Here is a 21,116-nt window from a genome sequence, read left to right on the forward strand (position 1 = left end):
ACATGAACATTGATGAACTAAAGTCCCACGCGCTTGCCGCCCGACGCGAGATAGTCACCATGATTTACGAGTCCGGAATTGGTCATCCGGGCGGAGCGTTATCGATAATCGACATTCTTACCTGGCTCTACTATCAGGAGATCGACCTTGCAGCGGCCCCTCGCTCGCGGGTTGTAATGAGTAAAGGCCACGCCGTCGCCGCACAGTACGCCATGCTATATCAACAAGGAAAGATCGATCGCAGCGAGTTCAATACCTTCCGGCAGATTAACTCCCGTCTGCAGGGGCACCCCAGCATCAAATCATTGCCGGAGGTAGATGCAACAACTGGCTTGTTGGGTCAGGGGTTATCTATTGCTTTCGGCATGGCAGCGGCAAAAAAACGGCACAACGACCCTCATCGGGTATTCGCCATTATTGGCGATGGTGAAATGCATGAAGGGCAGATCTGGGAAACCTTGCAACAGGCCGGCCATATGAAAATGGATAATCTGGTCGCCATCATCGATTACAACGGCTTCTCTTCCCACGACCCGGTCAATGCAGTGGTTAACCTCGAACCGCTGGCGGACAAAATCCGCTGCTTTGGCTGGCACGTTCTGGAGCTGCACAACGGCAATGATATGCATCAGGTGGCCGACACTCTGATGTTATCCCGCCACCTGAAAGGCAAGCCTGTCGCTATCGTGGCGCATACCACCAAAGGCTCCGGCGTCAGCTATATGGAAAACAACGGCGACTGGCACTCAAAAACCCCGAGCAAAGAACAATATCAGCAGGCAATGGAGGAGTTACAGTGATGAAAGCACCCCGCGATGAAATTGGTAATGCCCTGATTGCCCTGAAAGAAAAAGGCTACCCCGTGGTTGCCATCGACAGCGACTTAGCCAGCTCCACGCGTACTGATCAGTTTCAGGCAATCTACCCGGAAGCCTTTTTCGAAATGGGCATTGCGGAAGGTTCCGCTATGAGCTTTGCGGTCGGCCAGGCATTGGAAGGTTTTATGCCCTTCTATGTTAACTTTGCCATGTTCGTCACCGGCACCGCCTGGACCCAGCTGCGGCAGGCATGCTACGCCAAAGCCAATATTAAACTCGTTGGTAGCCATCCGGGTATGGATGATGGCCCGGACGGCGCTTCACACCATGCTCTGGAAGACTTAGCTCTGACCCGCGTGCTTCCTGGATTAACCGTTCTGACCCCGGCAGATGCGGAAGAAATCGCCGAGGCTTTTGAGCAAGCAGCAAAAATAAAGGGACCCGTTTACATTCGCGTCGCGCGCGAGCCGATGCCGGTTCGCGATAAAAGCGTCATCCCGCGGGTCAGTGATATCGCCGCTATCGCCGACAGCGGCAATGATTTTGCGATTCTGTTTGAAGGAACGGTACTGGAGCAGGCCTCAGACGGCTACGAAAAGCTGGTTGCCAGCGGCAAAAAGGGCAAGCTTATTCACGTTGCCACACTCAAACCGTTTAACCAGCAGGAATTTTATCGACTGGTCGAAGGCTGCCCACTTATCGCCACGCTTGAAAATCACACGGTAAACGGCGGCCTCGGAGGACTGATTGCTGAAACCATGGCGCAAGCGGCGCATCCTGCCCGTCTCACGCGGTTGGGAACACAGGACACCTTTACTGAATCAGGTAATAGCAGGCAACTAAAAGAGAAGTACGGCATCTCGGGCGAAGCAGTGTTTAACGCGCTTCAATAACCATTATACGAGCCGGTCGTTCTGGCGATCGGCTCGCGCATAAAGGAACCTATATGGAAAATGCGTTATTTTCTGCCTGCCAGTTCACACATAGCCATCTGAACTGGCACTGCGCCGTTCACCTCGCCTGCCGTCCTCTCGAACAGCAAGGAAAAATCACCGAAAGTTATGCCCAGGCAATTATTAACGCCACGGAGCTGGATGGTCCCTGGTACATATTGAGCCCGGCATTTGCACTACCGCACGCCCGTCCGGAAGAAGGCGTCCTGAGCAAAAACAGCGCACTTTCGCTGCTTTGCTGCTGTGAACCCGTTGATTTTCCCGGTCATCCCGGTGTGCGGCTGATAGTCATACTGGCGGCGGCTGATAGCGAACAGCATATTCAGACAATCCAGCGGTTAGTCTGCTGGCTGGATGAGGAGGACAGGCTACAGAGATTCACCTCAGTTCAAAATCAGACTCAGTTTGAAGCGCTTATTGCTTCTCATTAATAACCGAGGGTGGTATTCCCTCGGTCATTCTTTAAGCAAATCAGGCGTGAGCCACCGGCGTCGGGTGGTGCCCTGCTTTACGCAGCAGCGTCAGCAGATAGATGAATGACACACTGGCTATCATGATAAACAGCAAGTTATCAGAGAAGTTCTGCATCAGCATGGCGGTCAGCGTCGGACCAAGCAGGCTGCCCACGGTATAGCTCATTAACAGCGCCTGGTTCATCGCCACCAGCTGATGACGTTCAACTTTTTCACAGGCCCAGGCCATAGCGACCGGGTAGAGCGTGAACCCGGAAGCACCAAGCACAAACAGCGCTGGGGCCATTGCTGCCTGGCTTAGCATTGCCAGACAGCCCAAGATCACCACAAACACCTGAACGCGCAGGATCAACAGGCGACCATAACGATCGGCCAGTCGGCCAATCGGCCACTGCCCAACGATGCCCGCGCTCACCATCACCGCCATCCAGAAGCCGATGCCGGAATCGCTGACGCCCTGATGGTTCAACCACAGCGGCATCAGCCCGTACAGCGAGCCGAGAACAATGCCGGAAATAATACAGCCATTGACCCCATGACGAGCCTGACGCAGCCTTAACATCGGCCAGATACGTGCTGGTTCGTGTGGCTCATCGGCCTGATTCACCACGCGAGCAAACAGCAGCGGCAGAATGCCCGCCAGAGCCAACGCCGTTACCCACGGCAGAACGCTCATTAAATCCGTCGGCAGCTTGCTGACCATTAATTGACCCAGTACCGTACCGACGTAGTAAATCATCATGTACGCCGCCAGCAGACGACCACGGCTGCGCGAAGTGCCGCTACAGACCAGAGCGCTCTCAACCACTACCCAAATCATCGCGCAGCCGACGCCCGCGATAAAGCGCCAACTGAACCAGGTCCAGAAACCAATAGTAATGCCAAGACCGACGCAGCCCACGGCAAAAATAACAGAAGCCAAATAATAGCTGCGGTTAAAACCCAGACGCTTGATCACCCATCCGGCCAGCAAGGTTCCCACCAGATTACCGGTAAAATAGGACGACCCAACCATTCCGACCTGCCAGGTCGGCATATTTTCATGGGCGAGCCAAAGCGGGACGAGCGTATTTAAAACCGCTATCGCCAGGGTCAACAGAAGCAGGCCACAGAGCAACATTTGCACTGGCCGGGTGTAGATGGTCATGGATTTAAACCGTGATGGAGTTCAGATTTCGTGCGCATCATGCCACTGCTGTAAACATTGTCAATCCACCTGAAATCAGGCCTGACGCGGTTTGCAGGCGAACGATAGAAGTTTTTTATCCAGCGGATCGGCAACAGAATAGATCTTTATATTATTCCATTGTTTTTATTAATTTATTGGAAAACAGCGGCGGGAATATCAGTAGAAATATTTCATGAATCGACCGCACTTTTTATCGCGCCAGAAATCATCCTTCTGGCGCGATAAAGAGCGCTTAGCTGGCGATAGCCATCCCTACGGTCATATGCAGGCCATAGAAGACGCCGCGACCAATCATCTCACCAACCAGTACCAGCACAAATGCCAGCCCCAGTAGCGGTAATGCAGGCTGATACCCCTTAAGTTGTGGGGCAACCCAGCAAACCAGCGCCAGCACCAGCGCAACCACGCGCCATGCCATCAGCGAACCGTAATCCGGCACCAGAGCCGAGGCCTGCTGTATGGAACTATGGATTGTTGCCAGTTCGCTCCCCTGCATCAATACCACCGTCACACTAACCACCAGCGCCAGCAGAGTCACCGCAGGCAACAGACGCATCGCCCAGCCGCTAACTCCCGAGAAACGCAGCAGCAGATATCCCAGCAGCGGGCCGCCGATAAACATCGTCAGGAAGAAGCTAAGCGGCGTCCAGATCGTGTACCAGGTAGGTACCGTATCGATGGTGTTATACACACGCACCATCATCCAGACGAAGATAACGCCCAGCACCATGGTAACGACCAGCCAGACATTACGCAGTCCCAACGGGAGTTTATTGACCACCGCCAGCAGCCAGCCAATACCGCCGATGGCGAAGAAAATCGCCCCGCTGGCGATTTCATTACTCAACGACGAAGCACCCACGCGATTCAACGAATTAAAAGCACGCATTGGCGATCCGAGATGCATCGTGGAGGCAATAAAACCAATCCCCATCAGCACCCACAGGCCAAACATACTCCACACCACGCGCTGCTGTTGTTCACGCGATAAGTCGCCTTTCATTAGCGCCAGGGCCAGTACAATAAACCCGCCTACCACGCACTGCCCAAAGACCGTGAAAATCATCAACGGCCATTCATGCCATCCACTCCCCATCTCACACCTCCTTCGGGTTGGCCAGATAGCCGGTGGTATCTCCACACGGACGGCTGTTGGCGTTAGGTTTAATCACGATACTCGGCTTAGTAAAGTGCGCCGAAGGCAGTGGCGCAACGGCGGCCAACTGGCCGTGTTTTTTCCGCAACTCTTCGATAGGGCCAAAATCAAGCGCGCGCAGCGGGCAGGATTCGACACAAATCGGTTTTTTACCTTCTGCTACGCGTTCGTGGCAGCCATCACACTTGGTCATATGCCCTTTTGTCGCATTGTATTGCGGCGCGCCGTAAGGACAGGCCATATGACAATAGCGGCAGCCAATACACACATCTTCATCAACGACAACAAAACCATCTTCACGCTTGTGCATCGCCCCGCTAGGGCAAACTTTAGTACAAGCCGGATCTTCACAATGGTTACAGGCGATAGAGAGGTAATAGGCAAACACGTTCTGCTGCCAGACACCGTTATCTTCCTGCCAGTCGCCACCGGCGTATTCGTAAATGCGGCGGAAACTCACCTCCGGAGTGAGGTTTTTGTAGTCTTTACAAGCCAGTTCGCAGGTTTTGCAACCGGTGCAACGGGCGGAATCAATAAAAAATCCATATTGAGTTGTCATCGGTTACTCCTTACAGCTTTTCAACCTGGACGAGGTTGGTATGCGATGGATTGCCTTTCGCCAGCGGCGACGGGCGTTGGGTCGTCAGCACGTTAATGCTGCCCGCCTGATCCACGCGACCTGCGTCCGGGTTATACCAGGCCCCCTCGCCCAGCGCGACAACGCCAGGTATCATTCGCGGGGTCACTTTAGCTTCGATATGCACTTCACCACGATCGTTGAAGATACGGATCCTGTCGCCATTAGCGATACCGCGCTTCTTCGCATCAAGCGGGTTGATCCACATCTCCTGACGGCAGGCTGCTTTTAGTACGTCAACGTTACCGTAGGTTGAGTGAGTGCGCGCTTTATAGTGAAAACCGGTCAGCTGCAGCGGATACTTTTCAGCAAGCGGATCGTTATAGTTTTCGAACCCTGGACTGTAGATCGGCAGCGGGTCGATAACATCCTCTTCTTTAAGCTCCCAGGTGGCCGCAATTTCCGCCAGCTGTGCAGAGTAAATCTCAATTTTCCCTGACGGCGTGGTTAGCGGATTCGCCGCAGGATCTTCGCGGAACGCCTTATAGGCAACGTGATGACCTTCCGGATCGCGCTGTTTGAATATTCCCTGCTTACGGAACTCATCAAACGGCAATAGATCCGGGATCGCTTTGCGGGATTGTTCATAGAGGTGACGCAGCCACTCTTCCTGAGTCCGGCCTTCGGTAAAGCGCTGCTCAACGCCCATACGCTTCGCCAGTTCCGTCGTCATTTCATAAATGGTTTTACATTCAAAACGCGGTTTGATGGCCTGGTCAGCAAAAATCACATAAGACATGTTGCCGCAGGAGGCGTCGAGGGCAAAATCCATCTGCTCTGAGGCCGTACAATCAGGTAGCAAAATATCGGCATATTTCGCTGACGAGGTCATATGGCAATCAATCACCACAATCATCTCGCACTTCTTGTCATCCTGCAGAATTTCATGGGTACGGTTGATTTCTGAATGCTGATTGATCAGACAGTTACCGGCATAGTTCCAGACCATTTTAATCGGCACATCAAGCTTATCTTTACCGCGCACGCCGTCGCGCAGCGCGGTCATTTCCGTTCCGCGCTCAATCGCATCGGTCCACATAAACATGGAAATGCTGGTTTCGACTGGGTTTTCCAGCGTCGGCATACGTTCAAACGGCAACGAGTAAGAGCCTTCACGCGCGCCGGTATTCCCGCCATTGATCCCGACGTTACCGGTTAAAATCGCCAGCATTGAAATCGCCCGAGAAACCAGCTCACCGTTGGCATGCCGCTGTGGCCCCCAGCCCTGGGAAATGTAGGCCGGCTTAGCACCCGCAATCTCACGCGCCAGCTGTACGATACGCGCCTGAGGAATGCCGGTAATCGTCGATGCCCACTCAGGCGTCTTCGCAATACCATCTTTGCCCTGACCAAGAATATAGGCCTTATAGTGGCCATTGGCTGGCGCACCTTCCGGCAGCGTTTTCTCGTCATAGCCTATGCAGTACTTATCCAGGAAAGATTGATCAACCAGGTTTTCGCTAATCATCACCCATGCCAGCGCAGAAACCAGCGCCGCATCGGTTCCTGGGCGGATAGGGATCCATTCGTCTTCACGTCCAGCTCCAGTGTCGGTATAGCGCGGGTCGATAACGATCAGCCTGGCGTTGGATTTCTCCCGCGCCTGTTCCAGATAGTAGGTCACCCCGCCGCCGCTCATCCGGGTCTCCCCCGGGTTATTGCCGAACAGCACCACCAGCTTGCTGTTTTCAATATCCGACGGGCTATTACCATCGGCCCAACCGCCGTAGGTGTAGTTCAGACCTGCGGCGATTTGCGCAGTGGAGTAGTCGCCGTAATGATTGAGATAACCGCCGCAACAGTTCATCAGACGGGCAATCAAGGTTTTCCCCGGCGGCCAGGAACGAGTCAACGTCCCGCCGAGGGTCCCGGTACCGTAGTTCAGGTAGATAGACTCGTTACCGTAATCTTTAATCAGACGCTGCATATTGCTGGCGATAGTGTCGAACGCTTCCTCCCAACTGATGCGCTCAAATTTACCCTCGCCGCGTTTGCCAACGCGCTTCATCGGATATTTCAGGCGATCCGGATTATAGACGCGTCGACGCATCGAACGGCCGCGCAGGCAGGCACGAACCTGATGCAGACCGTCGTAGTTATCGTCGCCAGTATTGTCGGTTTCGACATATTTTATCTCGCCGTCAACCACGTGCATGCGCAGCGGGCAGCGGCTACCGCAGTTAACGGTACAGGCGCTCCAGGTGACCGTTTCACTGATGGGGATCAGGCTATCCGCGGCATGGGCAATGCGCGTGAAGGGTAAGGTAAAAGCGCTACTGGCCATCGCCAGCCCGCCAATCGCCGTGGTTTTCATTAAACCACGCCGGCTCACCTCGGCAGCCAGTAAAGCATTGGGGGTTTTGGTTTTCATAGATACTCGCTTTGGTTGCTCACAATTAACTCAAAACCGCTATATAGATGCATATATAACGAAATTAGCCTTTATTAGTTTTTTATGCTGGTTAATCCAAAGGGAGTATCTTCGTATTCACAAAGTCGATTATTGCCCGGTATCAAGAAGGGGGTAAAAAAAAAGCGCCCCGCAGGCGCTTTTGAGAAGAGAGTCGAAAAATCAGCCGATAAATTCGAGGCCGCGCATGTACGGACGCAGAATTTCCGGGATCTCGATGCGACCATCGGCCTGCTGATAGTTTTCCATCAGCGCAACCAGAGTACGCCCAACCGCCAGACCAGAACCGTTCAGCGTGTGGACAAGGCGAGTTTTCTTGTCAGACTTGCTACGGCAGCGAGCCTGCATACGACGCGCCTGGAAATCCCAGACGTTAGAGCAAGAAGAGATCTCGCGATAGGTGTTCTGCGCCGGTACCCACACTTCCAGATCGTAGGTTTTGCATGCGCTGAAGCCCATATCGCCAGTACACAGGGCCACTTTGCGATATGGCAAACCCAGCAGCTGCAGAACTTTTTCCGCATGTCCAGTCATCTCTTCCAGCGCCGCCATTGAATCTTCCGGGCGCACAATCTGCACCATTTCGACTTTATCGAACTGGTGCATACGGATCAGACCGCGAGTATCACGACCATAAGAACCCGCTTCAGAGCGGAAGCAAGGGGTATGCGCTGTCATTTTGATCGGCAGATCGTCTTCATCGATGATCTCATCGCGAACCAGGTTGGTCAGTGGGACTTCCGCCGTCGGGATCAGCGCGTAGTTGCTGCTATCGGCTTCTTCTTCCAGCGGGCGGGTGTGGAACAGATCGCCTGCGAATTTTGGCAGTTGGCCGGTGCCGTACAGCGTGTCCTGGTTAACCAGATACGGAACATAGTTTTCGCTGTAACCGTGCTGTTCAGTATGCAGATCCAGCATAAACTGCGCCAGCGCGCGATGCAGACGCGCCAGCTGGCCTTTCATGACCACAAAGCGAGAACCGGTCAGCTTCACGGCGGCGGCAAAATCCAGCCCTCCGTGCATCTCGCCCAGCGTCACGTGATCGCGAACGTCAAAATCAAATTCGCGCGGCGTTCCCCAACGGCTGACTTCAACGTTGTCGTTTTCGTCGCGACCGGCCGGAACGTCGTCATGTGGAATATTAGGGATAGTCAGCGCAATATCGCGGATTTCCGCCAGCAGCGCATCCAGCTCGGTTTTCGCAGCATCAAGCTGCTCGCCGAGTTGGTTCACTTCCAGGCGTAATGGCTCGATATCTTCCCCGCGCGCTTTCGCCTGGCCAATGGATTTCGATCGGGAGTTGCGCTCCGCCTGCAGGTTTTCAGTTTGAACCTGCAGAACTTTACGACGCTCTTCCAGAGCGCGAAGTTTATCTACATCCAGCTTAAAGCCCCGGCGTGCCAGTTTTTCTGCGACTGCGTCTGGCTCGGTACGCAGCAGATTGGGATCGAGCATGCTTATCCTGTGCTTATCGAATTAATAAAGAAAAATGGCCGCAGAGCGCGACCACGGAAATATTGTGACAACCTTACCGCAACGCCTCAATTATCGGTAGCGTTTTATCGGGCTATTTTGATCCTGTTCGGCTAACCAGGCGAGCTTTTCGCCTATTTTGCCCTCCAGCCCCCGGTTTGTTGGCTGATAATAGCGCGTTTTCGCCATTTCCTGCGGGAAATACTGCTCTCCAGCAGCATAAGCATTGGGCTCATCGTGAGCGTAGCGATACTCCTGCCCGTAGCCCATCTCTTTCATCAGCTTAGTGGGGGCATTACGCAAATGCACCGGTACATCATAATCAGGACGCTCGCGAGCATCAGCCATCGCCGCTTTAAATGCGGTGTAAACAGCGTTGCTTTTGGGCGCGCAGGCGAGATAAACGATAGCCTGCGCAATCGCCCGCTCACCTTCCGCCGGACCAACGCGAGTAAAGCAATCCCAGGCGGAGATAGCAACCTGCATGGCTCTCGGATCAGCATTACCAACATCTTCCGAAGCGATCGCCAGGCAGCGCCGCGCCACATACAGCGGATCGCCTCCGGCGGTAATAATCCGCGCATACCAGTAGAGAGCGGCGTCCGGCGCGCTCCCGCGAACCGATTTATGCAACGCGGAGATTAAATCGTAAAAACGATCGCCTTTATTATCGAAACGGGCGCTGCGCTCTCCGGCTATTTCGGTCAGCAGTTCAACTTTTAGCACGCGATTGCCGGAAGCGTCGGCCTCGGCCATATCGGCCATCATTTCCAGAGTATTCAGCGCCCGGCGCGCATCACCGTTAACCAAATCGGCAATCGCCTTGCGCGTCTCGTCTGGCAGCACAATATTTTGCCCGCCGTAGCCTCGGGTTTTATCACTCATTGCCTGATTGAGCACCTGCTCAATGTCGTCACTGGTTAGTGATTTCAGCAGATAGACGCGCGCACGAGATAGCAGCGCAGAGTTAAGTTCAAAGGAAGGGTTTTCCGTTGTCGCGCCAATAAAGGTGATGGTCCCGTCTTCAATATGCGGCAGAAAAGCATCCTGCTGGCTTTTATTGAAACGGTGAACTTCGTCGACAAACAGGATAGTTCGGCGACCCGCATTGCGGTTTTGGCGCGCGCGCTCAATAGCCTCGCGGATCTCTTTCACCCCGGAGGTAACCGCTGAGATACGTTCAACGTCGGCGCTGGCATAGCGCGCAATCACCTCGGCTAGCGTGGTTTTCCCCGTGCCAGGCGGCCCCCACAGAATCATGGAGTGCAGATGCCCTGCTTCAATCGCCCTCGGCAAAGGTTTGCCGGGTGCCAGCAGGTGCTGCTGGCCGATGTACTGTGCTAAATTTTCTGGCCGCATACGGGCGGCCAGTGGTTGAAACGCGTTATCGGAAAAATCGAGCGACAGATTACTCACGTTCGCCTCTACTTACGTTGATCGTCCACCGTAACCCCTTGCGGCGGCGTAAAGGTGAACTTAGATGCATCGACGGCACCATTTTGTTGCGATTTCAGCTGATAGCTGCTGCGTTGATCGTCCTGTTCCACGGCGCTGAACTGATGAATCGTGCCGTCACGACCCACGTTGATGGTGAACTGCTTCAGATTACCGCTACCGCTTTTCGGGGTCAGAATAAAATCATCACCGTTCTGTTTGATGTTGTAATTCTGCCAGTCGCTGGTCTGATTGCGGGCAATCAGCATAAACGGCGTATTGCTGGTCGCATCTTTCAGCCAGGTGGCGGTAGCCTGCTCGACAAACGGGTTGTAAAACCACAGGGTTTTACCATCGGAAACCAGTACGCTTTCGTCCGGCTGAGTCATATGCCAGTTGAACAGATTGGGGCGCTTGACCCACAGATCCCCTTGTCCGTCCTGTACGGCATTACCGCTGCCGTCGGTCACTTTCTGCGTAAAGCTGGAGTGGAAACTGCTCACTTTATCAAGGCGGCTTTTTAAATCGCTGGCGGCATCCGCCCATACCTGGCTTACGACAAAACCGGACAGTAATGCACAGGTGATTGCGAGTTTTTTCATTGTTGTTCCTTAATGTGCGTCACTCCCGACGCGGGAGCCTCTTCTGCCCCTAATGTAGGACCACCAACGGCGGCGTAACAGCAGAACAGGCTGATTTTCACTTATTTACCCAACTTTGCCATTACTCGAAAGGCGGCGGAGCCAGCACTTCACGGTTACCATTATGACCTTGCTCACTCACAATACCCTGAGCTTCCATTTGCTCAATGATACGCGCAGCGCGGTTATAGCCGATACGGAACTGACGCTGTACTCCGGAAATAGAAGCTTTGCGTTTCTCCGTCACAAAGTTGACGGCCTGATCGAATAACGGATCAAGCTCTTCGCCTCCTTCATAACCACCGCCACCACCTTCGCTTTCGCTATCGGAGGTGATACCGTCAACATACTGCGGACGCCCGCGCGCCTTCCAGTCCTGAACCACGGCATGGACTTCCTCGTCGCGCACAAAGGCACCGTGTACGCGCACCGGGATAGTCGAGTTTGGCGCAGAATAGAGCATGTCGCCCATACCCAGCAGAGATTCCGCACCGCCCTGATCAAGAATGGTACGCGAGTCAATTTTACTCGAGACGGTAAAAGCGATACGCGTCGGGATGTTCGCTTTGATAAGACCGGTAATCACGTCAACCGACGGTCGCTGGGTTGCCAGCACCAGGTGGATCCCTGCGGCACGGGCTTTCTGCGCCAGACGCGCAATCAGCTCTTCCACTTTCTTGCCGACGGTCATCATCAGGTCGGCAAATTCGTCGACCAGAACCACGATGTAAGGCTCTTTTTTCAGCACCGGATGCGTCGCATCCATGCTGTCACCAGGCTTCCAGTACGGATCCGGAATCGGTCGCCCCATGCGCGCGGCTTCAGCAATCTTCTCGTTATAGCCTGCAAGGTTACGCACGCCCAGCGCAGACATCAGTTTGTAACGGCGCTCCATCTCGTTAACGCTCCAGCGCAAAGCGTTAGCGGCGTCTTTCATATCCGTCACAACTTCCGTCAACAGATGCGGAATTCCTTCATAGACCGACAGCTCAAGCATTTTCGGGTCGATCATGATGAATTTCACATCTTCCGGCTGCGCTTTATAGAGCATGCTGAGGATCATGGCATTGACCCCAACGGACTTACCAGAACCGGTGGTACCCGCTACCAGCAGGTGTGGCATCTTCGCCAAATCGGCGGTAACCGGTTCGCCAGAGATATCTTTACCCAACACCACGGTAAGCGGCGACGGATTATCGCGGAACTTCGCACAGTCCAGCACTTCACGCAGGTAAACGGTCTGACGCTTTTTGTTAGGTAGTTCCAGGCCAACGTAAGGTTTACCCGGAATAACTTCCACCACGCGAACCGCTGCGGTGGACAGGGAACGCGCCAGGTCTCGTGACAGGTTAGAAATTCGTGCTGCCTTCACGCCTGGAGCCAGATTCAGCTCAAAACGGGTGATGACCGGGCCAGGCGAGTAGTTCACCACATCAGCTTTAATGCGGAAATCGGCCAGACGCGCTTCAACCAGGCGTGCCATCTGCTCAAGCGCAAAGGTATCTATCGGCTCAACTTCAGCCGGTGGCGGCGTAAGCAGGTCAAGAGACGGCAGCAGCGTCGTTGGTTTCTGCAACGGACGACTGTCGCCATTGCGCATCAACAGCGGATGAATCAGGCTTTCCTGCGGCTGTGGAACTGGCTGTTGCGTAACATGTCCCTGAGCCGCATGTTGATGCGGATAGCCGCCAGCAGCATGCTGCCCCTGCGGAGGCATCTGCTGATGTTGAAGCGACTGCGGTACAGGTTGATAAACCTGATGCTGCGCATTTTGCGGCTGCTGAGGTGCCTGCTGATGCGGCGGCATTGGCTGCTGTTGTACAGGCTGCGAATGCTGGATCGGTTGCTGATACTGCGGAGCAGGCTGCTGTACTTCCGGCATCGGCGTGAACACAGGCTCGCTCGGCGTATCATCAACCAGAGTTTTCATTGGTGAAAACGCATAATCAGCAGCAGAGAACGGATGCGATCCAGGCGGCTGCTCGCTGGCGTAGCGCTGCTGCTGAGATGCAGCAAACTGGCGGGCAAGCTCAGCTTCCGCGGCAGAATCCTCATCCGCGCTATCTTCTTGCGTAGCGTAGTTGTCGCCATAACGCTGATTTTGCGCTGCCGCAAACTGACGCGCCAGCTCATCCTGCTCAAGCTCTGCAACTTCCTCATCCGTCAGCGAATCATCATCATAATGCTGATGTTCAGCCTGACGCGCACGCTCCTCGGCCAATCGCTGTGAAGGCAGCTTAATGCCATAGGAGGCCAGCTCACGACGCGTTGGGACCCGAACGCGGTTTGGACGCGGCAGTTTCGGGCCAATGCCCTCTTTCACCTGGACGCGAGGGCCGCCGGATGCCGGGCTGAATAAGGGGGCAGCACTGGACGCAGCAGATGCGGCCGAAGCCACCACGGCGCTAGCAGGGGCTGCACTCGTCGCCTGATGGACGCCAGCAGCCAGCGCGCTCACGGCGGCAGCATCGACCGGCGATGGAGGCGGAGGCGCGATGGGTTTTGTCGCAACCGGGCTGGCAGGTTCTGGAATAGGTTGATACCAGGCGGCAAGCTGCTCGCGCTCGCGCGCACGTTTCTCTTCCACTTCTTCGAAGTAGTACATAGGAGGACGCTGAGGCTTCACTTCTTCCTGCGGAACCTCAGGCTCTACAGCAGGAGCCGGAACATACGGATCAGGCTCCTGCTCCGGCTGATACGCGTGCTGCGGCGGGTATGCAGGCTCAGGCTGATAAGCCGGTTGCTGCACCGGAGCCTGCTCCGGCTGATACGCGTGCTGCGGCGGGTATGCAGGCTCGGGCTGATAAGCCGGTTGCTGCACCGGAGCCTGCTCCGGCTGATACGCGTGCTGCGGCGGGTATGAAGGCTCGGGCTGATAAGCCGGTTGCTGCGCCGGAGCCTGCTCCGGCTGATACGCGTGCTGCGGCGGGTATGCAGGCTCAGGCTGATAAGCCGGTTGCTGTACCGGAGCCTGCTCCGGCTGATACGCGTGCTGCGGCGGGTATGCAGGCTCGGGTTGATAAGCTGGCTGCTGTACCGGAGTCTGTTCCGGCTGATACGCGTGCTGCGGCGGGTATCCCGACTGAGATTGATATACTGGCTGGGCCTCATGACCCGGTAGCGGCTCAGACCAAGCTTGCGGTGCTCCAGTATTCTGCGCGGCAGAAGTCACAGGATCGGCAATACTATGGCCGTTCAACAGCGGATCGTATGGGTCAAAATCACCAGGGCGTGCCGCACTGGCTCCGGAAAACAGCACGTCATCAGCATCCGCCGGACGCGCTGCGCTGGAACCGGAAAAAAGCACATCGTCAGCGGCGACAGGTGCACCGCTGGCGCTATACTGAATCTCTTGCTCCGCATCATCCATCCGTTTGCCTGAGAACAACGCGGCATCGGTTTTACGCCCCATTGGGTTGGAAAACTTCTCAGCCAGGCGCTGGCGACGTGCTAAAGCGCTACGTAAAATTCGCGCACGACGCGAACCTTGCGGTTTCGCAGATTCATCATCTTCATATTCTTCTTCATCATCTTCATATTCCCCTTCATCAACCCAGGTATCGTCACGACGGGTACGATTACTGGCAAAAGTGAGAACAGAAAGAATCACACCGCCAAGTTTTTCAGCGATGCTGACCCATGACCAACCGGTAAACAACGTCAATCCAGCAGCCCAGATACAGAGCAGCGCGATCGTCCCGCCGCTGCTGTGCAGCAGCGGTTGTAGCGTGGTGCTCAGCAGGCTGCCAATCACCCCACCGGAGGCGAAATACCAGATATCATCAGCATTGATGGCTGCCAGCCCACAGGAGGTAAGAATGAGTGCCAGCGCGCCGATCAAACGCAGCGAGACGGCAAAATAGTCTATGTACTCGTCGTTTTCCTGATGACGCCAGGCAAACCAGCAACCGCCGATAATGATGACCGGAATGGTATAGGCCATTACGCCAAAAATAAAAAATAGCGTGTCGGCAAGCCAGGCTCCCGGCGTACCACCTATGTTGTGAATAGGCTCATGCCACGCCGTTTGTGACCAGCTAGGATCCGAGGGATTAAAGCTGAGTAAGGCCGCCATCAACCAGATGGCAAAAAGGGAGCAAAGAATGAGTAACGCCTCAAGGAGTCGACGCCCACTACTTAGCTTTGTAAATTTGACTTCTTTGTCTTCAGTGTATTCCTGGCTCAAGAAAGGCTCTCCAGGTATCAGGCTGTTTCCTGCCTTCAGCTAAAACGGACAACAGTGCCGGGTCTCCCCGGCACTGTTGCTGTATGGATTAACAGGAGTGTAATCAAACTACGTCGATTTTGCACCTGTTCCGTGTTAGCGCGTCTTGATTACCAGACGATTACTTTGCTTGACTTCTTCCATTACCACGTAGGTACGGGTGTCATTTACGCCCGGCAGGCGCAGCAAGGTCTCGCCCAGTAACTTACGATACGCTGACATATCCGGTACGCGGGTTTTCAACAGATAGTCGAAATCTCCGGAAACCAGATGACACTCTTGAATTTCTTCAAGTTTTTGCACAGCGGAGTTAAATTGCTCAAACACATCCGGCGCGCCACGATTCAGAGTAATCTCAACAAATACCAGAAGTGATGCATCCAGATAATGCGGGTTGAGCAGCGCTGTATAGCCCTGAATAAAACCCTGTCTTTCCAGTCGACGCACGCGCTCAAGGCAAGGCGTCGGAGAAAGTCCCACCCGTTTAGAAAGCTCGACGTTGGAAATACGCCCGTCTTTTTGCAATTCATTCAAAATATTACGATCAATTCGGTCGAGATCTTTGCCAGGGCGCTTCTTGCTATCTACCATTATTATTGTCTCTCTGTATTCCTTCCCTACTCCTGTTCCGACTCTGAGCCTTCACTGCCAGAGTCCATCCTGTTATTACCCGTACGACATTGGGTAACCCAGGGGTACGTGAGAAGTCCGTTGCCTGACGGCAGTCACCGACATCACGCATGGCGTCTGTCCACACCATGCGTAGATTTCGCTAACCCGGATAAAAATGGCATTTGCGTGCATGAAAATTCGCCACACGCTAAACACTGCTTTTCTTCTTCCATGAATGTTTTCGCAAAAGCACAGGGGATTGTCAAAGTAAAACATCGATTTTTAGTACAAGATGCCAGATATTCATTATCCTCCCCCGTTGATTCTCATGTTTTCCTCTTATAATTGTCCTGCTGACAGTAGAATTAGTTATATTCTTCGTTCGTTAAATCGCCAATTCATCGGCAGCTTCTATTGCACATATCGTTAACAAAACCGCTGCGCTCTTTTTTTACGACAACAAATTCCCTACAATCCAGCTCATGTATGCCAATAAATTATGAGGATCTCATGGGCACGGCCAAACACAGTAAACTGCTTATTCTTGGTTCTGGACCTGCGGGATATACCGCTGCGGTCTACGCTGCGCGCGCGAACCTGCAGCCGGTACTGATTACCGGGATGGAAAAAGGCGGTCAACTGACCACCACGACTGAAGTGGAAAACTGGCCAGGCGATCCTAACGATCTGACCGGACCGCTGCTGATGGAGCGCATGCACGAACATGCCACCAAATTTGATACCGAAATTATTTTCGATCATATCAACAGCGTTGATCTGCAAAACCGTCCGTTTCGTCTGATCGGCGACAGCGGCGAATACACCTGCGATGCCCTGATCATTGCCACCGGCGCATCGGCGCGTTATCTGGGCCTGCCCTCAGAAGAAGCGTTTAAAGGCCGCGGCGTTTCCGCTTGCGCCACCTGCGATGGCTTTTTCTATCGTAACCAGAAAGTCGCCGTCATTGGCGGAGGTAACACGGCAGTTGAAGAAGCGCTGTATCTGTCTAACATCGCTTCAGAAGTTCATCTCATCCACCGTCGTGACGGCTTCCGTGCGGAAAAAATCCTCATCAAACGCCTGATGGACAAAGTGGAAAGCGGCAACATCGTGCTGCATACCAACCGCACGCTGGAAGAAGTCACTGGCGACCAGATGGGCGTAAGCGGCTTACGTCTGCGCGATACGCAGCATGCCGACAACGTTGAATCTCTGGAAGTAGCCGGGCTGTTTGTGGCTATCGGCCACAGTCCGAATACGGCAATTTTTGCTGGTCAACTGGAGCTGGAAAATGGCTATATCAAAGTCCAGTCTGGCATCCACGGCAACGCAACCCAGACCAGCATTCCGGGCGTTTTCGCCGCCGGCGACGTAATGGACCATATCTATCGTCAGGCCATTACTTCCGCGGGAACAGGCTGTATGGCAGCGCTGGACGCAGAGCGTTATCTCGATGGTTTAGCCGACGCTTGCAAATAATCTTTACAAGTCAGTAACAAAGGTAAAGAAGGCGACGAAAAGTCGCCTTTATTTTTGCCTCGTTGTAACATTGCCGTGCCCAAAAATACTCATAACGACACCTGCAAAGCGCGCAATGAATAAAACCCGTCAACAAGAATTAACCCGTTGGTTAAAAGATCAAAGCATTATCTCCCGTCGCTGGTTGATGATTTCCCGTGCATTGGGCGTCGTTAGCGGCCTGTTAATCGTTGCCCAAGCCTGGTTCCTGGCGCGGATCCTCCATCGCATGATTATGGAAAATATCCCCGCAACGGCTTTGCTACTACCCTTTACGCTACTGGTACTGGTCTTTGTGCTTCGCGCCTGGGTAGTCTGGCTGCGCGAAAGAGTGGGTTTTCAGGCCGGTCAGCACATCCGTCTTGAGATTCGCCGTCAGGTTCTGGATCGCTTACAGCAGGCAGGGCCTGCATGGATACAGGGTAAACCCGCCGGTAGCTGGGCGACGCTAATTCTTGAGCAGATCGACGATATGCATGACTACTATGCACGTTATCTGCCGCAAATGACGCTGGCGGCCTGCGTACCCTTGCTGATTGTCATCACTATTTTCCCCACCAACTGGGCTGCGGCGCTCATTCTGCTGGGTACCGCCCCCCTGATTCCGCTGTTTATGGCGCTGGTGGGAATGGGAGCGGCGGATGCCAACCGACGCAACTTTCTCGCGCTGGCGCGCCTAAGCGGCCATTTTCTCGATCGCCTGCGCGGCATGGAGACACTGCGCATTTTTCATCGTGGCGAAGCGGAGACAAACAACATTCGTCAAGCCTCTCAGGATTTCCGTCAACGGACAATGGAAGTGCTACGCCTGGCGTTTCTTTCCTCCGGCGTACTTGAGTTTTTTACTTCGCTCTCTATTGCACTGGTCGCCGTTTACTTTGGTTTCTCCTATCTGGGAGAGCTCAATTTTGGCCATTACGGCGTTGGCGTCACCTTGATGTCCGGGTTCCTTGCGCTGATCCTGGCCCCAGAATTTTTCCAGCCGCTGCGCGATTTAGGCACCTTTTATCATGCTAAAGCGCAGGCAATTGGCGCCGCTGACAGCCTGAAAACCTTTATGGAGACGCCACTGGCGCAAGCTGAACGTGGTGAAAAAACACTTAGCGATAATGAAATGGTTAGCCTCGAAGCTCGCGACCTGCTGATTAAGTCCCCTGAGGGTAAAGTGCTGGCCGGGCCATTGAACTTTTCGTTGCGCGCGGGGGAACGCGTGGTGCTGGTTGGGCAAAGCGGCTCAGGAAAAAGCTCGTTATTGAATACGTTAACCGGTTTTCTTCCCTATGATGGCTCTCTCAAGGTGAACGGTATCGAACTACGTAACCTTGATGCCGATCGCTGGCGTCGTCTCCTGAGCTGGGTTGGGCAAAATCCACAGCTGCCAGCGGCTACGCTGCGCGAAAACGTGCTGCTGGCCTGGCCTGAAGCCACCGAAGCTCAACTCCAACTTGCCCTGGATAAAGCCTGGGTTAGCGAATTTATCTCTCTTCTACCGCAGGGCATTAACACGCCCGTTGGCGATCAGGCTGGTCGTCTGTCGGTCGGGCAGGCTCAGCGCATCGCCGTTGCTCGGGCGCTGCTGGTACCCTGTCGCCTGTTGCTGCTGGATGAGCCTGCAGCCAGCCTCGACGCTCACAGCGAGCAGCGTGTGATGCAGGCATTGACCAACGCCTCAACGCAGCAAACAACGTTAATGGTGACTCACCAACTGGAAGGTCTTGCGAACTGGGATGCCGTCTGGGTGATGCAGAATGGTCAGATTGTTGAGCAAGGAAGTTATTCGCAGTTGGCGACCGCAGGCGGCCCTTTCGCGACCCTGCTCGCCCATCGTCAGGAGGAGATTTAAATGCGCGCATTACTGCCTTACCTGGCGCTGTACAAACGGCACAAATGGCTGCTGCTGCTCGGTATCGTGCTGGCAATCGTAACGTTACTGGCCAGTATTGGTTTATTAACGCTATCCGGCTGGTTCCTGTCAGCATCTGCCGTTGTTGGCGTGGCGGGCATTTACAGCTTTAACTATATGCTGCCCGCTGCAGGCGTCCGCGGGGCGGCAATTATTCGCACCGCTGGTCGCTACTTTGAACGCCTTGTGAGCCATGACGCAACCTTCCGCGTCCTGCAGCATCTGCGCGTATTTACCTTCAGTAAGCTGCTGCCGCTCTCCCCCGCCGGACTGGCGCGTTTTCGTCAGGGAGAGCTGCTTAACCGGGTGGTGGCTGATGTCGATACCCTGGACCATCTCTATTTACGCGTGATATCGCCGCTGATTGGGGCTCTGGTGGTGATTATTGTTGTCACCGTCGGTCTGAGCGTGCTGGATGTCACCCTCGCCCTGACGCTCGGCGGCATTATGCTGCTCACCCTGCTGCTTCTGCCACCGCTGTTCTATCGCGCCGGTAAACCCGCAGGCGAAAGCATGACCCGCCTTCGCGGCCAGTATCGCCAGCAGCTCACCGCATGGCTTCAGGGGCAAGCTGAACTTATGCTGTTTAACGCCAGTTCCCGTTATCGGGAGCAGATGGAAAAAACCGAAGTGCGTTGGCAGGATGCACAGCGTCGCCAGGCGGAACTCACGGCGCTGTCCCAGGCCGTAATGCTGCTGATTGGCGGTATTGCGGTTATCGTGATGCTGTGGCTCGCCTCAGAAGGCGTTGGCGGCAATACTCAGCCGGGAGCATTGATTGCCCTGTTTGTCTTCTGCGCGCTGGCGGCGTTCGAGGCCTTAGCGCCGGTAACCGGCGCATTTCAGCATTTAGGTCAGGTTATCGCTTCAGCACAGCGCATCACGCAAATTACAGAGCAAGAGCCGGAAGTGTCCTTCACTCAGGGTGAAGCTCAGAAGCTGGAGCGGGTCTCATTAACCTTAAATCAGGTCACTTTTAGCTATCCGCAGCAGCCCTCTCCGGCGCTGGAGAAAGTTTCTTTACAGGTCAAAGCTGGGGAACATATCGCCATACTGGGACGGACGGGCTGTGGTAAATCAACGCTGCTACAGCTGCTAACCCGCGCCTGGGATCCGGCCCAGGGTGAAATTTCACTCAATAATCAGCCGCTGACGCAGCTTAATGAGGCGACGTTGCGCCAGGCGATGAGCGTTGTGCCGCAGCGTGTGCATCTGTTCAGCGCCACGCTGCGTGATAACTTGCTGCTGGCCTCCCCTGATGCCAGCGATGCCCAGCTCTCAGAAACGCTTGAGCGCGTCGGTTTAGACAAGCTGCTGGACGATAGCGGGCTCAATAGCTGGCTGGGAGAAGGCGGCCGCCAGCTCTCCGGCGGCGAGCTTCGCAGGCTGGCGATCGCCCGCGCTCTGCTTCACGACGCGCCGCTTATGTTGCTTGATGAGCCTACCGAAGGTCTTGATGCAACGACTGAAAGCCAAATACTTGATTTACTGGCGGAAGTGATGCGCGAAAAAACCGTGCTCATGGTGACCCATCGTCTACGCGGACTTGCGCGATTTAATCAGATAATAGTCATGGACAACGGGAAGATTATTGAGCAAGGTAGTCACGCAGAACTGCTGGCTGAACAAGGGCGATACTACCGGTTTAAGCAGCGCCTGTAGGCTACTATAGAA

General features: G+C 54.5%; 15 protein-coding genes. 6 read left to right on the forward strand and 9 right to left on the reverse strand.

Annotation, left to right across the window (positions count from 1 at the left end; genetic code table 11):
• Positions 1-2: 2 nt before the first annotated feature.
• The 3 genes from FN082_RS00630 to FN082_RS00640 are packed head-to-tail and all read left to right on the forward strand — an operon-like array spanning position 3 to position 2,202.
• Positions 3-800, forward strand: coding sequence for a transketolase (locus FN082_RS00630; RefSeq protein WP_139537150.1), 798 nt, complete (start codon positions 3-5; stop codon positions 798-800).
• A complete protein-coding gene (locus tag FN082_RS00635) occupies positions 800-1,711 on the forward strand; it encodes a transketolase family protein (protein ID WP_139537149.1) in 912 nt (303 codons plus the stop codon). Before FN082_RS00630 ends, FN082_RS00635 begins: the two co-directional genes overlap by 1 nt.
• 53 nt (positions 1,712-1,764) lie before the next feature.
• Positions 1,765-2,202 carry a PTS sugar transporter subunit IIA gene (locus tag FN082_RS00640; RefSeq protein ID WP_142980957.1) on the forward strand — a complete coding sequence of 146 codons (438 nt, stop codon included), beginning with the start codon at positions 1,765-1,767 and terminating at the stop codon, positions 2,200-2,202.
• Positions 2,203-2,242: 40 nt separating this feature from the next.
• On the opposite strand, the gene FN082_RS00645 is transcribed toward FN082_RS00640, so the two are convergent.
• The 9 genes from FN082_RS00645 to lrp form a co-directional block, all read right to left on the reverse strand.
• A complete protein-coding gene (locus FN082_RS00645) occupies positions 2,243-3,391 on the reverse strand; it encodes an MFS transporter (RefSeq protein WP_139537147.1) in 1,149 nt (382 codons plus the stop codon).
• A gap of 274 nt (positions 3,392-3,665) precedes the next feature.
• Positions 3,666-4,529 carry a dimethyl sulfoxide reductase anchor subunit family protein gene (locus FN082_RS00650; RefSeq protein ID WP_139537146.1) on the reverse strand — a complete coding sequence of 288 codons (864 nt, stop codon included), beginning with the start codon at positions 4,527-4,529 and terminating at the stop codon, positions 3,666-3,668.
• A gap of 1 nt (position 4,530) precedes the next feature.
• The gene (locus tag FN082_RS00655) at positions 4,531-5,148 is read right to left on the reverse strand and encodes a DMSO/selenate family reductase complex B subunit (RefSeq protein ID WP_139537145.1); all 618 of its coding nucleotides are present in this window, start codon (positions 5,146-5,148) and stop codon (positions 4,531-4,533) included.
• Between the two features lie 10 nt (positions 5,149-5,158).
• Complete coding sequence (gene dmsA, locus FN082_RS00660; RefSeq protein ID WP_139537144.1) at positions 5,159-7,597, reverse strand: dimethylsulfoxide reductase subunit A; 2,439 nt, start codon at positions 7,595-7,597, stop codon at positions 5,159-5,161.
• A 201-nt stretch (positions 7,598-7,798) separates the two neighbouring features.
• Positions 7,799-9,091 (reverse strand): serine--tRNA ligase, encoded by a 1,293-nt coding sequence (gene serS, locus FN082_RS00665; protein ID WP_139537143.1) that lies wholly within the window; start codon positions 9,089-9,091, stop codon positions 7,799-7,801.
• Positions 9,092-9,181: 90 nt separating this feature from the next.
• Positions 9,182-10,525: a replication-associated recombination protein RarA gene (gene rarA / locus FN082_RS00670; protein ID WP_142980958.1), complete on the reverse strand. Its 1,344-nt coding sequence runs from the start codon at positions 10,523-10,525 to the stop codon at positions 9,182-9,184.
• A gap of 8 nt (positions 10,526-10,533) precedes the next feature.
• Positions 10,534-11,145 (reverse strand): outer membrane lipoprotein chaperone LolA, encoded by a 612-nt coding sequence (gene lolA / locus FN082_RS00675; protein ID WP_139537141.1) that lies wholly within the window; start codon positions 11,143-11,145, stop codon positions 10,534-10,536.
• 121 nt (positions 11,146-11,266) lie between these two features.
• Positions 11,267-15,370 carry a DNA translocase FtsK gene (gene ftsK / locus FN082_RS00680; RefSeq protein ID WP_142980959.1) on the reverse strand — a complete coding sequence of 1,368 codons (4,104 nt, stop codon included), beginning with the start codon at positions 15,368-15,370 and terminating at the stop codon, positions 11,267-11,269.
• A 135-nt stretch (positions 15,371-15,505) separates the two neighbouring features.
• Positions 15,506-16,000, reverse strand: coding sequence for a leucine-responsive transcriptional regulator Lrp (gene lrp, locus FN082_RS00685; protein WP_002439523.1), 495 nt, complete (start codon positions 15,998-16,000; stop codon positions 15,506-15,508).
• A gap of 531 nt (positions 16,001-16,531) precedes the next feature.
• Between lrp and trxB the strand changes: the two genes are divergently transcribed.
• The 3 genes from trxB to cydC all read left to right on the forward strand — a co-directional run bounded on the left by trxB (position 16,532) and on the right by cydC (position 21,104).
• The gene (gene trxB / locus FN082_RS00690; RefSeq protein ID WP_142463837.1) at positions 16,532-17,500 is read left to right on the forward strand and encodes a thioredoxin-disulfide reductase; all 969 of its coding nucleotides are present in this window, start codon (positions 16,532-16,534) and stop codon (positions 17,498-17,500) included.
• 115 nt (positions 17,501-17,615) lie between these two features.
• Positions 17,616-19,382, forward strand: a complete 1,767-nt coding sequence (gene cydD, locus FN082_RS00695) for a heme ABC transporter permease/ATP-binding protein CydD (RefSeq protein ID WP_139537138.1) — start codon at positions 17,616-17,618, stop codon at positions 19,380-19,382.
• The gene (cydC, locus tag FN082_RS00700; protein WP_142980960.1) at positions 19,383-21,104 is read left to right on the forward strand and encodes a heme ABC transporter ATP-binding protein/permease CydC; all 1,722 of its coding nucleotides are present in this window, start codon (positions 19,383-19,385) and stop codon (positions 21,102-21,104) included.
• Positions 21,105-21,116 lie beyond the last annotated feature (12 nt).

It is taken from the genome of Klebsiella spallanzanii (assembly GCF_902158555.1).
Taxonomy (GTDB): Bacteria; Pseudomonadota; Gammaproteobacteria; order Enterobacterales; family Enterobacteriaceae; genus Klebsiella; species Klebsiella spallanzanii.

Bases quoted from the DNA above. Each gene is read 5' to 3' on its own strand.
- FN082_RS00630 (WP_139537150.1), top strand. From the start codon at position 3: ATGAACATTGATGAACTAAAGTCCCACGCGCTTGCCGCCCGACGCGAG.
- FN082_RS00635 (WP_139537149.1), top strand. From the start codon at position 800: ATGAAAGCACCCCGCGATGAAATTGGTAATGCCCTGATTGCCCTGAAA.
- FN082_RS00640 (WP_142980957.1), top strand. From the start codon at position 1,765: ATGGAAAATGCGTTATTTTCTGCCTGCCAGTTCACACATAGCCATCTG.
- FN082_RS00645 (WP_139537147.1), bottom strand. From the start codon at position 3,391: ATGACCATCTACACCCGGCCAGTGCAAATGTTGCTCTGTGGCCTGCTT.
- FN082_RS00650 (WP_139537146.1), bottom strand. From the start codon at position 4,529: ATGGGGAGTGGATGGCATGAATGGCCGTTGATGATTTTCACGGTCTTT.
- FN082_RS00655 (WP_139537145.1), bottom strand. From the start codon at position 5,148: ATGACAACTCAATATGGATTTTTTATTGATTCCGCCCGTTGCACCGGT.
- dmsA (WP_139537144.1), bottom strand. From the start codon at position 7,597: ATGAAAACCAAAACCCCCAATGCTTTACTGGCTGCCGAGGTGAGCCGG.
- serS (WP_139537143.1), bottom strand. From the start codon at position 9,091: ATGCTCGATCCCAATCTGCTGCGTACCGAGCCAGACGCAGTCGCAGAA.
- lolA (WP_139537141.1), bottom strand. From the start codon at position 11,145: ATGAAAAAACTCGCAATCACCTGTGCATTACTGTCCGGTTTTGTCGTA.
- lrp (WP_002439523.1), bottom strand. From the start codon at position 16,000: ATGGTAGATAGCAAGAAGCGCCCTGGCAAAGATCTCGACCGAATTGAT.
- trxB (WP_142463837.1), top strand. From the start codon at position 16,532: ATGGGCACGGCCAAACACAGTAAACTGCTTATTCTTGGTTCTGGACCT.
- cydD (WP_139537138.1), top strand. From the start codon at position 17,616: ATGAATAAAACCCGTCAACAAGAATTAACCCGTTGGTTAAAAGATCAA.
- cydC (WP_142980960.1), top strand. From the start codon at position 19,383: ATGCGCGCATTACTGCCTTACCTGGCGCTGTACAAACGGCACAAATGG.